The organism is Methyloprofundus sp. (assembly GCF_965251085.1).
Lineage (GTDB): Bacteria > Pseudomonadota > Gammaproteobacteria > Methylococcales > Methylomonadaceae > Methyloprofundus.
Window position 1 is genome coordinate 4059000 of record NZ_OZ252594.1, and the last position, 15565, is coordinate 4074564.

Here is a 15565-nt window from a genome sequence, read left to right on the forward strand (position 1 = left end):
AAATAATCGTCCAACTTTGCTTCATTCGCACTGTAGCAATAGTTACGTAGCCAGCTATGCCCTTACTGCTACAGCACTAATGACAAACAAAAATCCTGCCTAAATATTGGACGTTTATTTATTCCCAGGAGCCTTAACCTAAATTAATCAGTTAAATAGAGCCTCGCCTTAGCCTACAAACTCCGGTTAGTTAGTAAGCTGAAATCAAGACCTACCGTCAAAGTCATTTGAATTTATATTGATTTAAGTCTAGTATTAAAAAATCATGTTTGGTATTTGATACCTATATTTTAAAGAAGTGAGAGTATGTATCAAGAGCAACAAGCAGACACAAGTGACCCTGCAAAGAGTGAAGACTTGGAAAAATCCAGCCTGGTTGATATCTATAAAATACTAGCAAGCAGCCCAGAAGGGCTCAGTTCAGCAGAGGCGAATGCCAGACTAGAAAAATTTGGTCGCAATGAGCTGGTTAGCAAACAAATCAGCGGCTGGATGAAATTTCTCTTGTATTTCTGGGGCCCTATTCCCTGGATGATTGAAGTCGCTGCAATACTCTCTGCAATGATAGGTCACTGGACAGACTTTGCCATTATTATGACGCTATTAATGTACAACGCTATCTCTGGTTTTTGGCAGGAACGTAAAGCCGCCGATGCCCTGGCAGCATTGAAAGCGGGGATGGCACCTAAAGCGCGAGTATTAAGAGACGGACAATTTGTGGCGATTGCCGCAGCAGAAGTTGTCCCAGGAGACATCATACGTATTAAATTGGGTGAAGTTGTTCCAGCGGATGTGCGTTTTGTCGCTGGCGATTATATCAGTATCGACCAGGCTGCTCTCACCGGTGAATCTTTACCGGTGAGTAAAAAAGTGGGCGATAGCGGCTACTCTGGTAGTATAGCCAAAAAAGGCGAAATGACAGCTGTGGTTATAAGCACCGGCAATAATACTTTTTTCGGGCGTACAGCCAGCCTGGTCGCGTCCGCAGGTCAGGGAGCGACACATTCGCAAAAAGCGGTTGCACAGATTGGCGATTTTCTAATTATTCTTTCGTTAATCCTGGCTTTTATTTTAGTCGGCTTTGAACTATACCGCGACATCGTGGTAGCACATAACTGGCATTGGTCAGAGCTGGTGGATATTCTGCGTATGGTATTGGTATTGCTGATTGCATCTATTCCAGTTGCCATGCCTACAGTGATGACTGTCACCAATGCGCTGGGTGCATTAGCCTTATCCAAGAAAAAAGCCATCGTCTCGCGCCTGGAAGCCATCGAAGAATTAGCGGGGGTCGATGTACTCTGCTCGGATAAAACCGGAACCCTGACCAAAAATGAATTAACTCTGGGCGAACCTATTCTATTTGGGCAAGTGGATGCGCAAACGCTGATTTTAGGTGGCGCATTAGCATCGCAGCGCGATGGCGATGATGTTATCGACCAAGCGGTGATTGCTGGATTAAAACAACCTGAAGTACTGGATAAATACAAGCAAAGCAAATTCGTGCCTTTTGATCCCGTCGGCAAACGCACCGAAGGTCATGTGACCGATGCACAGGGAAATGCACTAAAATTCACCAAGGGTGCTCCGCAAGTGATTATCGACCTGTGCGCTCTTGATACTAAGTCCAAAACCACAGCAGAACAAGCAGTCACTGATCTTGCATCCAAAGGTATGCGTGCCCTGGCAGTCGCAAAATCTACAGATGAAGGAAAAAGCTGGAGTTTTCTGGGCATTCTTTCCATGCTGGACCCACCTCGCGATGACTCCCGAGAAACCATTCAACGAGCCAAGGAGCATGGTCTAAGCGTTAAAATGGTCACCGGCGATGATATTGCTATCGGCAGTCAAATATCCGAACAATTAGGTATTGGGAGCCACTTACAAGCTGCTAGCGATCTGTTCAATAAAGATATGGATATGAGCCATTTATCTGATCGGGTCAGCGAATGTGTAGAAAAAGCTGAAGGCTTTGGCCGGGTATTCCCGGAGCATAAATACGCTATCGTTAAGGCGCTGCAAGATAGAGGTCATATCGTTGCTATGACCGGTGATGGGGTTAATGACTCACCGGCGCTCAAGCAAGCAGACTGTGGCATCGCTGTGAGTGGTGCAACTGATGCAGCTCGTGCCGCAGCCGCTCTAATATTAACGACGCCTGGGCTATCGACTATTATTGATGCGATTGATGAAGCGCGAATGATCTTCGAGCGTATCATCAACTACATTATCTTCCGTGTTGCGATGACGCTGGACATTATGTTTGTCGTCGTTCTAGCCACCATTTTCTTTGGCTTCTCGCCCTTAACGCCAGTAATGATCATACTCCTGGCTCTGCTAGATGATGTGCCCATTATGACCATCGCATATGACAATACTCTGCTACCCAAAGAGCCTGTGCGCTGGAATATGCGTAGATTATTACTTGGGTCCAGCTTTATGGGTTTGCTATCAGTGATACAGACTTTTGGATTGTTGATGATTGGTATGGAATGGCTGAGTAACCCGGAATGGCAATCCTGGATCCGGCTTACTCAGGACCAACTGCAAACTATAGTATTTCTTCAGTTAGTTGCAGGCGGTCATTTATTATTATTCATCGTGCGTTCGCGTAGCTATTTCTTTAGTCCTCCGTGGCCAGCCTGGGTTATGTTTCTTGCCATAGTTGGTACTCAGGCATTAGCAGTATTGATGTGCGGTTTTGGCTGGTTTGTCACGGCAATTCCGTGGTCCATTATAGGTATGGTGTGGTTGTATATGTTTGTCTGGATGTTTATCTTAGATCAGGTGAAACTGGCAGTTTTGCGTAAGCTTGCTCGTGATAAAAAACGCCTGGTTGTTTAATATTGCTGTATTTTTACACCCTTGTTAGTTTGTTTCGTAAATAATATTAATCAGCAACATCAGAACTCCTGATCTCGACATAAAGAAATCAAAAGCTTACCGTTTTCACAAGATAATTAGATGATACTAAAGTGCAAGGTTGGCGCTGAGTATACGAAGCCCAACATGATATTGCACAGTGATTGTTGGGCTTCGCAAGCTCAGCGCCAACCTACATATCAATCATTGGCATCAAGTTATTATCCTAGAGTTCAGGGGGGCTGAACTTAAGCCAATAAACATATTCGCTGAGATGATAAATGCAAATTGTGGTATTAATAAAGATACCATGCTAAAACAGTAACCTATTGATTGTATGTAAAATATAAGTTATGCGATCAGCTGCTCTGAAAATAAAGGAAAATAATATGTCCAAACAGAAAAAGAAACTCAGAAATCAGGAATATGAGCAAGAACTATATAAGCTGCAGGTAGAACTTTGCAAACTACAGGAATGGGTAAAGTTTACCGGGCAGAAGATTATCATTATATTTGAAGGCCGCGATGCAGCAGGAAAAGGGGGTGTGATCAAACGTATACTTGAACGAGTTAGCCCGCGCATATTTCGCATCAACGCCCTGCCCGCTCCTACTGAGCGGCAAAAAACTCAAATGTATTTTCAGCGCTATATAGAACGCTTTCCCGCTGCTGGAGAAATTATTATGTTTGATCGCAGCTGGTATAACCGGGCAGGTGTTGAGCGCGTTATGGGCTTTTGTAGCGATGAAGAATATCACCGCTTTCTGAAACGCACACCCACTATGGAACAGTCCATTGTTGATAATGACATTATCCTACTCAAATACTGGTTTGAAGTGAGTAAGGATGTTCAGGCCAAGCGTTTCAAAAAACGCATAGACGATCCACGGAAGCAGTGGAAACTAAGCCCTATGGATTTAGAGGCACAAGAGAAATGGGATGAATACACCGAGGCAAAGGATAAAATGTTTTTGGCGACCGATACTAAGCAAGCCCCCTGGTATGTGGTCAATTCAGATAATAAAAAAAGTGCTCGCTTGAACTGTATTACTCACCTACTCAGTCGGATTCCTTATAAAAAAATCCCCTTTAAAAAACCCACCATCAAAAAAATGCACAAGAGTAAATACCAACCGATCAATTATGACTACAATTTTGTTCCCGAAAAATTTTAATGCTGTACAAGTAAAACAGCGCTTAGGAATGAGGGGTTTAAAATACCCGAAAGTATGGCGCAGGATTTTGGCTTCACCAGCGTGTTAGGAAAACAGGCGGTCGGGGTAGAAATACGGCGCGCGCAGGCTTAGGCCAATAGTTTATCCATGGTATCCTCTGTTTCCAGATTAGTAGCAAATAGCTATTGACCATACATCACGTTTCCGCAAGCCCCCCTACGATCCCAATGTCATTCGTTTAAGAAACACTCCTATTCGGTTAAGAATCAGATAAACTTCAACCCAACCCACATTCTTATGTTAAAAAATCAAGCGCTATTTCTCCGCGTATTCCATTGCTGTGCTGACTGTTTCGATTCTCTTGCGTAATGACGCCCCTTCCTTTTCTTGTGATAGTAACGTGAAATTGAACAAACCAACTCAGTCATCACCTGATTGATGTAAATACTGGGTGCATACAAAATCTCCTCAAGATGTCGGGCTACGGTCGTTAATGTATTTTTAAAGTTCACCTGAATGGTTTGCTCTGCCTCTGATTCTTCATCGACAGGAAGATTCAGCAAACTCGCCAGTAAATGCTCAGAGGCCCTCGCGCAGAGTCGACTCATGGTGATCAACACAAAGTGAGCGTACAGTTCTTGTTTGACCGTGCGCTCACTGCGCCCATGAAAATCATCAACCTCAATCAGGTTTTTACTCACTTTATAAAGCTCCTCAATGCCCCAGCGATCATGATAGACCGATTTCAACGCATCAATGGTGTATTGCTTATCCATTAGCGTGGTGCCAATACAGTAACTCGTGCCATCAATGACATATTTGATGAGACGTATCTTTAGCGGTACAAAGATCATCTGAGGAAATTCTTTTTTGATCTCTCTCTGGCGCGCTTTTGTTGGCATCAGGGTAATGATCTCATCCGTTTTATCACTGTCGATAAATTCATCAATCGCTTTTCCTGCGTGTCTCTTCATTCTAAAAACAGGGTGTACGCCCGCTTGAATGTGCTGGGATAAAGAGGCGTAAGAAAAATAACCGCGATCATAGACGCAAACGTCATTTGGCTCTAGTGTTTGTAAATGCGCCAAAGCACACTTGCGTTCATTGCCATGACTGACCAGATCAAAATCATAGGGGATTTTTGATTTAAGTTGATAGCAGCAACTGAGCAGGCCTTGTGGGTAATGGCTGTTTTGTTGTGGTGTGGCATAACCTGCTTTGATTAATTCTCGGGGCAGATTGATCTTGCTACCATCCACTCCAAACAGGCGATGTCCCAACCAGCGTTCTGATGTTTTCTCAGGACAGGCCTGGATAATGCGCTGGTTCAACTCGATAAAAATGGATTCATTCAGTTTTTTACGTGCCTCGGTAAAGGATGAGGCTGAAATGGCTTGTTTTTGGGGCAAGGGAAACTTCATCCGATGGCAATTGTGCCAGAATTCGGTAATGGTGGTGCCATAGCTCTGTGTGTTTTTTGAAAAAACCAGGCGAAAAATAAGAAAAACCAGTAATAATGAGTCTATCACCCGTTTGCGTTTTTGCCAGGTGGCATCGTAGGCAAGAGCCACCTCAGAGATGATATTGACAACCTTGCCCCATAAGTTTAAAAAGTCGTCATCAATGATCGATTTTTTTTGGCTGACAGGTTCATTTTTCAATACGGCTCTAAAGTGTGGATTAAGCGGAAAAACAAACAACTTCTTAATGGTGCCCTCTTTATTATCCGTCGCTTTTTGCCAGTCTTTGCCACTGGTTTCACCGATATGTGACCAATTAGCAGCGAGATAACAGGTGCCGTGGTATTGCGTGGTGTCCACAAAGGTTTCAATCAAGACGGGGCGGTAAGCGTGCGTTTTATCCCAATCATCTGCAATTTGACGAGTCACGATAGATAAGGCGTGACTGGCTAAATTTTTGACTTTGACCCAGGGTAAAATCAAAAAACGGGTGTTATTAATGATCAGGTTTAAGCGTTGCTCCCTATCTTTCGTTTGCCAGCCAATCCAGTGATCACGGTCAGCCAGGTGCCAGACAGAGGCTGAAAACTGCAGGCAACCCAGGATTTGTCGTGTCGGTGTATTGGAGATGATAAAGTATTTTAAGGCCGCACCGATAGGATGACGATAACCCAGGTAATGATGCCGATCAACGAGCTCATTCCAAAGCGCGACATCCGCCTTATCTGTGACAACCTCTAATTCTATAGGCCCCAAGGAACTGAGCTCACATTCAATAGGTACACCAGGAACCGATTGTGATGTCCAGATGATCGGTTTTGATTCGCGTTTCTTTTGAACGCGTTTTACCGGTAAGCTGATATAGCCCAATTTTTCCAGCTTCAGACATCTTGATTCGCTATCCTGAAAGAAATCCATTAAAACTTAAACTAGGCAATATAATTAAAGGGTTAGGGAATTATTGTCAAATGATTGATATTTTCAGCTAAAGAAATGAAAACGGTACTCATTTAGGTTAAACTAAGCCCTCATATCATACGAGGTATTCAATTAATGCAGCAACTCATGCTCCCAATAATTCCTCAGGGTACGACTATTATAAATGGTCAGGTCAGTGTTGATAACCGAAATGATGAGTGGTTTTATTTCCTCGGCGGTATCCCGATCTATTCTCACCAGGCTGACAATAAGAGATTATTTAGACTTCACACCTCTCAACTCATCAATACCGGCTCCTGTCGTTCAATCGATATTATTACAACCTTTGGTGTCTCTAAAAGTAGTGTTATGCGCTCATTAAGGCAACTACGAGAAAAAGGGGCTGATTCGTTTTTTGAACCTCGCCCGACTCGCAAGGGAGGACCACTCTTTACGCTTGAGGTTTTGCAGCAAGCTCAGGAATATCTGGATCAAGGTATGACGCCTAACGAAGCCGCTAAAGAATTAGGCATCCGGGCAGATACCTTTCGCAAGGCGATCAGTGATGGACGTTTAAAAAAAAGTCTGCCGTATCAATAGACCCCAATGATGGCAGTACCAAATCAGCCCGTGATATTATTGATGCCAGTGCAGCCGAGTCACTCGGTACGGCCTGCACTCGAGTAGAAGAGCGAATCCAGGCGGCTTTGGGTGAGCAGGAAAAGGGAGCCTCAATCGAATTCGAATCCTGTTTAGATGTTCCTAAAGGCGGTGTGTTATGTGCATTGCCCGCGTTACTTAGCAATGGCTTATTAAATGACATTGAGCACCACCTTGGCAAACTGACAGGTTATTATCAAACCTTTCATATCCTATTGCTACTCGCCTTTATGGGACTATGTCGCATCAAAAATGCCGAACAACTTCGCGAGCATGCACCGGGTGAATTCGGCAAACTACTTGGCCTGGATCGGGTTCCCGAAGTGCGCTGTTTAAGAACCAAAGTAAAAGGACTGTCTGATCCAGAATCAGTTGAAAGCTGGGCGGCCGACCTCAGTCGACAATGGATGGAAAATGAACCAGAGGCAGCAGGAACACTCTACATAGATGGTCATGTCCGTGTCTATCATGGACACTTGACTAAACTTCCCAAACGGCATGTTTCACGCGAAAAACTCTGCTTACGGGGTATCACCGACTACTGGGTTAATGATGGTACGGGGCGTCCCTTCTTTGTCGTTGAAAAAACGGTGGATCCGGGCTTACTAAAAACGCTGGAAGAAGATATCGTCCCCCGATTACTCAAAGACATTCCGAATCAACCGAGTGCACAAGCATTACAGCAAAACAAACAAGCCTGTCGTTTTATCCTGGTGTTTGATAGAGAAGGCTATAGCCCCGCATTCTTTAGAAAGATGTGGGACAAGCATCGTGTCGCTTGCATGACCTATCATAAATTTCCCACCGAAAATTGGCCACTGGACAATTTTTCCAGTCAGGAGATCACACTACCGAGTGGTGAAAAAGTCATCATGAAACTCGCCGAACGAGGCAGTCTGGTTGGAACCAAAAAACAGGCGATGTGGATGAGAGAAGTGCGCAAGTTGACTGATTCTGGTCACCAAACCAGTATTATTACCACAGCCTATGAACTAGAATTGACGGCTGTTTCTGGGCGAATGTTTAGCCGGTGGTGCCAAGAGAACTTTTTTAGATATATGAAGCACCACTATGGGCTAGATATGCTACAGGAGTATGGAATAGAGCCACTATCCGATACCCAAAAGGTGGTCAACCCTGATAGGCGCCAACAGGAAGGACAGCGTAATTCGATACAATCCAAACTCAATTACCGTCTATCTCGATTTGCAGCGATGGAACTTCATCCGGTGATTAAAAAAGATGAAACGGAAGATGTGAAATACAAGAAATGGGAAAGAAAACGAGCAGAATTACTCGAAGAAATAGAGCATTATGAAAATGAACTAAAAACCATCAAGGAAAAACTAAGCCAAACGCCCAAACACATTACCTGGCAAGAGTTGAGAGACGAAGATAAGTTCGAACAGCTTCTGCCAGGGAAAAAGCGGCTGATAGATACTGTCAACATGATCGCTTATCGGGCAGAAACAGCAATGGCCGCTCTGCTAACCTCACCGACAATCGACTTTCCGATGGCAAGGCAACTATTACAAACGCTGTTTGTGACAGAAGCAGATATATTACCCGATGAAGTAAAAAAACAACTTCGGATACGTGTGCATAGTACTTCCCGACCTGCAAGTAATAAAGCAATAGAAAAGTTATTTGAACAACTCAATCAAACGGAACTCAATTATCCAGGAACCGATCTGCGCTTAATTTATGAGCTGACTTCATCCGCAAAAAATTAGGAAATGGTCTCAAATTAGTTTCGTCTGAATCAAGATGTCTGATGCTTATGTTGGCAGATTAGATGGATATAGTCAAGGCAAAAAGTAACTGAGGAAAGTGTTGCTTAAGCTTATGAGTTTTAATCACTTTATTTTTTTTTGTTATTTTTGTATTTAAGTGAATGACATTGCCTACGATCCCGGACGGTCGGTTTTCCCGAGTCCGGTTCTGACCTTGATTAATACCTTCAGTCGCCTTCCCAAAGAGCATGAAGCTTAAGTGTTGACTCACATACACCCCTCTGCTCCTTAATTTACTTCCAAGGTTACCTTTAATATGTTCCTCGACCTTACATTGTCCGAGTACTCAAGAGGCTATCAAGCGCCCAGAGTCCCTTTGCATGTTCAAGGCGTTACCTTTCACACCGAGGCATCCAGCACCCCGTCAGCAGGAGTTACCCTGCCTTCATCGCTCACACGAACTCATGCGACAATCCTAAATCCTCCTTATGCCTACGGAATTAACCTTGAACATAAGGTCTTTGCAGGTTGCTGTCAACCCCTGCTGGAAGTAGGATCTTCCCGACGTTATCTCTACAAACCTTTCTCTGCGTGCAAGGACCCCTACCCCGGCTGCTCTCATGGTGCATTTACCCGTTTCTTCCCACAAGACAACGGCCTTCCCAGCGCTATGAACTGGTCGGCGCTTGGCAATAACCCACACTGCAACTTCTGTGTGGCGTAGTTTTCGAGGCTGCAGTCATTCTCTAATGTTCCTGCCCGCAGATTTGCTCGCCCCCCAAATTGCTCCTACCGCAGAATTTCTCAACTCCAGGCAGTCAGGGCTTTTACTTCCCCGCATATTTCAGTCTGTTACCTCGCTGAACAGGGGATATACTAACCGTCCGTTATCGGGCAACTGACGGTGAAAGGACTTTCACCCTCCAAGATTTGCAGCCTTGTCGGCCGCTCCCATAGCTGGCTACGTAATTTTTTCTACAGTGCTAATGACGGACAAAAAGACCAGCAAAGTTGGATGATTATTTGTTGCCAGGTGCCTTAGCAGTCTGCAGACAAAAAAAAGCCTCCAAAACGAAAAGGTAAAGGAGGCAAAATAAAGAGCTTTAGATACTCTTTCCACGAGGAGGTTTAAAAATCTTGAATGCTAAATCACATTCCTTAATACAATGCGATATACTTCGCGCGGTCACGAATGCGAATTTCTAGCGGCTGAGTTTTTGCCGATAGCTATTCGCCAGTTTTAGCGTCCCCGTATCAAGTACAGTACAGGGCAGGCTTTGCTATCGACAAAAATCAGCTCACTGTACAACCGCTTCCGTGACCGCGCGAATTATATGTGATTTCTGCATAAATAAAACTATGCCTTGGTTAATACTGCTTTTGGCGCGATATTACTTAAAACAGTTACACCAGCAAATAATACCGTTGCTATAATAAACTGGCCTGAAATAAAGCCCCAAAGCCCTGCAATAAATAAAGTGGCCGTTGATATGTCTCTATTCAGGTTTGTCATGTTATTATGCTGTTAAAATACGCTGTAGAAAGACTTCAAAATTTCATCTTTCATTTGCTAACTATTTTACGTTGCACCCAGCATAACAATAATACCCTTATTTTCAAATTAATTGTTTTCATTATTGAAACAAAAGAAGATTATTCCCCCTATGTTAGAAGACGACATCAGCTTAGAAGACAGAACCACAGATGCTTACGAAAAACTTGTTGATAATATGCCGCCTATAGGCTTCATTAGTCGTAAAAAAAGAATTAAAGCATTTATACAAATAACCGAAATGGCGCAATACATGATCAACACCGAGGAAATAACAGAAGAAATTGTTCTGTATATTTTTTCTGTAATGATGCGCAAATGCGCTGCTTTTCAAAAAGCTTCGACGATGACAGCTCTTAGTCTGGACTCTATTGCAAAAAACACATTTTCACCGATTGGTCTAGAATTTATTTTAGAAGTTCGTCGTAACCTAAACTTGCCCACAACTCATCATAACGACGCTGAAACAGAGGTCATTGAAGAAAAAACTGATTAACCGGAATTTATTTGAAAACTGTGTAGCATGGCGTTTGATCAGGCCAAATAAAAACGACGACTTAGGGAAATTAAAAACTTAACTTTACAATACTCACTGGAGAAATAAAAATGGGATTTATGCAAGGCAAACGCGTTTTAATTGTAGGCTTAGCCAGCAATCGCTCAATTGCCTGGGGTATCGCTCAGGCAATGCATCGTGAAGGTGCTGAACTCGCCTTTACGTTTCAAAATGAAAAATTACAAGGCCGCGTTGAGAAGATGGCGGGGGAATGTGATTCAAATATCACTATTGAGTGTGATGTCGGTCATGATGAGCAAATTGATAATGTCTTTACTGAACTTGGCAAACACTGGGATGGTCTTGATTGTATCGTGCATTCAGTTGCCTTCGCTCCCAGAGAAGCATTAGATGGTGATTATGTAGCAGCAACTACTCGCGAAAATTTTAAAATTGCCCACGATATCAGCTCTTATAGTTTCACCGCTTTAGCAAGTGCCGGGCGTGAAATGATGGCGGGCCGTAATGGTTCATTATTAACGTTGAGCTATTTAGGCGCTGAGCGAGCAATTCCCAATTACAATGTAATGGGCGTAGCCAAAGCGAGCTTAGAAGCTAATGTACGCTATATGGCCGTCGCTTTAGGAGCGGAAGGAATCAGAGTTAATGCTGTTTCTGCTGGCCCTATTAAAACGCTGGCTTCAGCCGGTATTAACAATTTCAAATCAATGTTAAGCAAAGCGGCTGATACAGCTCCACTAAAGAAAAATGTCACCATTCATGAAGTGGGTAATGTCGCTGCTTTTTTATGCTCAGATTTAGCATCTGGTGTTACTGGCGAAATTACCTATGTAGATTGTGGATACAATATTGCTGGAATTGCAGCATCCTGATAATCCTGGGTAGAGCGGGCTTCAAGGTTCAAGGCTGTTGACTTAAGCCCTCTCTTGCTGGAGAGAGTTAGGTGAGGAGGATAAAATCAAGCATTGTTAATCTCTTCATCCCAACCTTCTCCCTCTGGAGAAGGCGTTTATTCTTAAATCAACAGCATTTCTTTTATATTCGAATATAGCGGACTGAAGTCCGCTCTACTCTGATTTAGGTATTTTGTACCATGATATTAGGAAATTTGCTGCTATAGTCTTTACTCTTCAAGGCTAATTTAGCTGACATTTTGCGCGCAATTTGTTTATAGATTTGCGTAGGTCTGCCGTCAGGATCTGCTACAACCGTCGGCCTTCCACTATCAGCAAACTCACGTATATGTATATCCAGAGGTAGGGAGCCTAGTAGATCGATATTATTTTTCTCCGCCATCGCCATTCCGCCGCCAGATCCAAAAATAGCTTCTTCATGACCACACTCACTACAGATGTGCATACTCATATTTTCTACCACTCCTAATACCGGTACACTTACCTTTTCAAACATAGCCAAACCGCGCTGCGCATCTATTAATGCTATGTCTTGTGGTGTAGTAACGATAACAGCGCCACTGACTGGAATCTGCTGTGATAGTGTTAATTGAATATCTCCGGTACCTGGTGGTAAGTCGACGATTAGATAATCCACATTCGACCAGTTAGTATCGTTTAATAACTGCTGCAAAGCATTCGTTACCATTGGGCCACGCCAGATCATAGGCTGGTCTGGTTCAATTAAGTAACCGATTGAGATTGTTTGAATGCCGTATGCTACTTTAGGCATCATCGTCTTATTATCCTGACTATCTGGGTAACCCGACAATCCAAGCATAGTTGGAATACTTGGCCCATATATATCAGCATCCAGAATACCTACCGATGCCCCTTCTGCTGCTAAGGCTAAAGCCAGGTTTACCGAGGTAGTTGATTTTCCAACCCCGCCTTTACCGGATGCAATCGCGATAATATTTTTAATATTTGCAATCGGTTTCAATGCGTTTTGCACGCCATGCGGTACTATGTTTACGCTAATATGGACCTCTGCAGAACTAACACCTTCCAGAGCAGTGATCTGCTCAGTAACTTGTTGCTTAAACCCTTCTATAAAACTTTTTGCGGGATAACCTAATTCTAGATTAACCTGCACACGCCCACCTTCAACTGTTATCGATTTAACTGAACGTGCGCTCACTAAATCAGTTTCAACATTTGGGTCTATAATATTTTTTAATAAGTTTTCTATCTCTGCTTTTTCTATCATCGGCATTTTAGCTACTCCATGGCAACATGGTTAATAAATAAGTAATAACCTAGTATTTTACTTGGTTATTACTTAAGTTTCTAGTTTTCCTGTTTAATCACATCTTTCCGAGCGGAATAGTAAACAATTTCATATCATCATCCTAGAAAAATCAGTTGCTCACTTTTTCTATCACAAGTCATTGATTTCACATAACTTTCAAACAATGTCCGCTTAACCTATGGGTGATGCGGATATTTTTTTAAAGTGTTACATTAATTCAATATCTTGCACTATAAATTCGCGCTTAACTGATTTTTCTAGGATAATAGACGATTATTTTAGCCATCCTTTCCACGCAGATTTAAATCTTTATGTCAGATCGTAAAATCCTGATCACCAGCGCACTTCCCTATGCTAATGGCCCTATTCATTTAGGTCATTTAGTCGAATATATACAAACCGATATCTGGTCCCGATTCCAAAAACAACGTGGCAATCAGTGCTTTTACGTTTGTGCTGATGATACTCATGGCACACCCATCATGCTAAAAGCAGATCGTGAAGGCATCAAACCTGAAGATTTAATTGCGCAGGTCGGCAAAGAACACTTAGAGGATTTCACCGAATTTGGCATTCATTTTGATAATTATCACAGTACGCATTCAGAGGAAAACAAATATTTTTCCAGCTTGATATATGAACGCTTACGCGACGATGGCCATATTACTTCACGTAGCATTACCCAAGCTTACGATCCGGTAAAAGAAATGTTTTTGCCTGATCGCTTTATTAAAGGTGATTGTCCAAAATGTGATGCAAAAGAGCAGTATGGTGATAATTGTGAAGTCTGTGGCGCGACCTACTCGCCCATTGAATTAAAAAATGCTATCTCAGCGGTATCCGGCGAAAAACCTATAGAAAAAGATTCTGTACATTACTTTTTCAAACTCGCTGATTTTAATAATATGCTTAAAACATGGACGACTAGCGAAGGCCATTTACAGTCAGAAGTCAGTAATAAACTCGCTGAATGGCTGGAAGATGGCTTGCAAGAATGGGACATTTCCCGAGACGCTCCGTATTTTGGCTTTGAAATCCCCGACGCACCCGGCAAGTATTTTTATGTCTGGCTGGATGCTCCTATCGGTTATATGGCAAGCTTTAAAAATCTATGCACTAAACAGAACCTGGATTTTGATGAGTTCTGGGCTAAAGACAGCAGCACTGAGCTATATCATTTTATTGGTAAAGACATTATTTATTTTCATGCTTTATTTTGGCCCGCCATGTTATGTGGTGCTGGTTTTAGAACGCCGAGCGCTGTGTTTGCTCACGGGTTCTTGACTGTTAATGGCGAAAAGATGTCTAAGTCACGCGGTACATTTATTAAAGCTCGTACTTATTTAGACCATTTAAATCCTGAATATTTGCGCTACTATTTTGCAGCGAAACTGGGTGCTGGAATTGATGATATAGACTTAAGTTTCGAAGATTTTACTCAGCGAGTGAATTCTGATTTAGTGGGTAAAGTGGTTAATATTGCAAGTCGCTGTAGTGGATTTATTAAAAAACGCTTTGACGGTCAATTATCTGCACAATGCTCTGAGCCTGAATTATTCCAACAATTCATTCAAGCAAATGAAGAAATTTCAGCTTTATATGAATCTCGCGAATACGGTAAGGCTATGCGTGAAATCATGGCACTCGCGGATAAAGCTAATCAATATATAGATGAGAAAAAGCCCTGGTTGCTAGCTAAAGAAGAAGGCAAGGACCAGGAGTTACACGATATTTGTTCTATGGGAATTAATCTGTTCCGTTTATTAGTCGCATATTTAAAACCGGTACTCCCGCATTTAGCAAGCGAAAGCGAAGATTTTTTAAATATCCCTACTCAAGCCTGGCCGAATACTGCTACGCCTTTACTTAACCATGAAATTAAGCAGTTTAAAGCCTTAATGACACGGGTAGATGAAACTAAAATTGCTGCCATTATTGAAGATTCAAAAGAAAATCTGGAAAAAACTATAGCGCCTGTCGCAAAAAAGTTTGACCCTATTAATGATGAAATCGAATTCGATGATTTTGCTAAAATAGATTTACGGATAGCAAAAATCATTAAAGCAGAACATGTCAAAGGTGCTGACAAACTATTGCAATTAACGGTTGATATCGGTGACGAAACCAGAAATGTTTTTGCCGGTATCAAATCCGCTTATAAGCCAGAAGATTTACAAGGAAAATTGACAGTGGTTGTTGCAAATTTAAAGCCGCGTAAAATGAAATTTGGCATGTCCGAAGGCATGGTTCTGGCGGCAGGGCCGGGTGGGAAAGATCTATGGATATTGCACCCAGATGATGGAGCACATGCCGGCATGCGGGTTAAATAGTTTATCCTAGAAAAATTAGTTGAGCGCGAATTTATAGTGCAAGATATTGAATTAATATAACACTTTCAGAAAATATCAGCTTCACCCATGGTTAAGCGGACATTTTTTGCAGGCGCGGTGGGTCAAGAGCTTCAGATAACCTGATTTCTTTGA

10 protein-coding genes are annotated in these 15565 nt (G+C 42.6%); 7 read left to right on the forward strand and 3 right to left on the reverse strand.

The genetic code is table 11. The features are described from left to right. Nucleotides 1–306 precede the first annotated feature (306 nt). On the forward strand, nt 307–2844 hold the full coding sequence (locus ACQY3F_RS19135; protein ID WP_428356630.1) for a plasma-membrane proton-efflux P-type ATPase: 2538 nt from the start codon (nt 307–309) through the stop codon (nt 2842–2844). Nucleotides 2845–3251: 407 nt separating this feature from the next. Beyond that, nucleotides 3252–4037, forward strand: coding sequence for a polyphosphate kinase 2 (gene ppk2, locus ACQY3F_RS19140; RefSeq protein ID WP_428356632.1), 786 nt, complete (start codon nt 3252–3254; stop codon nt 4035–4037). 308 nt (nt 4038–4345) lie between these two features. On the opposite strand, the gene ACQY3F_RS19145 is transcribed toward ppk2, so the two are convergent. Next, nucleotides 4346–6367 (reverse strand): IS4 family transposase, encoded by a 2022-nt coding sequence (locus tag ACQY3F_RS19145; RefSeq protein WP_428356633.1) that lies wholly within the window; start codon nt 6365–6367, stop codon nt 4346–4348. Between the two features lie 183 nt (nt 6368–6550). Between ACQY3F_RS19145 and ACQY3F_RS19150 the strand changes: the two genes are divergently transcribed. Continuing rightward, the gene (locus tag ACQY3F_RS19150; RefSeq protein WP_428353676.1) at nt 6551–7015 is read left to right on the forward strand and encodes a hypothetical protein; all 465 of its coding nucleotides are present in this window, start codon (nt 6551–6553) and stop codon (nt 7013–7015) included. Between the two features lie 38 nt (nt 7016–7053). Next, nucleotides 7054–8808, forward strand: coding sequence for a putative transposase (locus ACQY3F_RS19155; RefSeq protein ID WP_428357615.1), 1755 nt, complete (start codon nt 7054–7056; stop codon nt 8806–8808). Between the two features lie 1357 nt (nt 8809–10165). Here the strand turns inward: ACQY3F_RS19155 and ACQY3F_RS19160 are convergent. Further along, complete coding sequence (locus ACQY3F_RS19160; protein ID WP_428356634.1) at nt 10166–10321, reverse strand: hypothetical protein; 156 nt, start codon at nt 10319–10321, stop codon at nt 10166–10168. Between the two features lie 151 nt (nt 10322–10472). Here ACQY3F_RS19160 and ACQY3F_RS19165 point away from each other — a divergent pair, with 151 nt between their 5' ends. Together ACQY3F_RS19165 and ACQY3F_RS19170 are read left to right on the forward strand one after the other, a co-directional pair. Then, a complete protein-coding gene (locus ACQY3F_RS19165; RefSeq protein ID WP_428356635.1) occupies nt 10473–10856 on the forward strand; it encodes a hypothetical protein in 384 nt (127 codons plus the stop codon). Nucleotides 10857–10966: 110 nt separating this feature from the next. Beyond that, a complete protein-coding gene (locus tag ACQY3F_RS19170) occupies nt 10967–11749 on the forward strand; it encodes an enoyl-ACP reductase FabI (protein WP_428356637.1) in 783 nt (260 codons plus the stop codon). A gap of 205 nt (nt 11750–11954) precedes the next feature. Here ACQY3F_RS19170 and apbC read toward each other — a convergent pair whose 3' ends face one another. Further along, nucleotides 11955–13046 (reverse strand): iron-sulfur cluster carrier protein ApbC, encoded by a 1092-nt coding sequence (gene apbC / locus ACQY3F_RS19175; protein WP_428356639.1) that lies wholly within the window; start codon nt 13044–13046, stop codon nt 11955–11957. 347 nt (nt 13047–13393) lie between these two features. Between apbC and metG the strand changes: the two genes are divergently transcribed. After that, the gene (metG, locus tag ACQY3F_RS19180; RefSeq protein WP_428356640.1) at nt 13394–15412 is read left to right on the forward strand and encodes a methionine--tRNA ligase; all 2019 of its coding nucleotides are present in this window, start codon (nt 13394–13396) and stop codon (nt 15410–15412) included. The last annotated feature ends 153 nt before the right edge of the window (nt 15413–15565 follow it).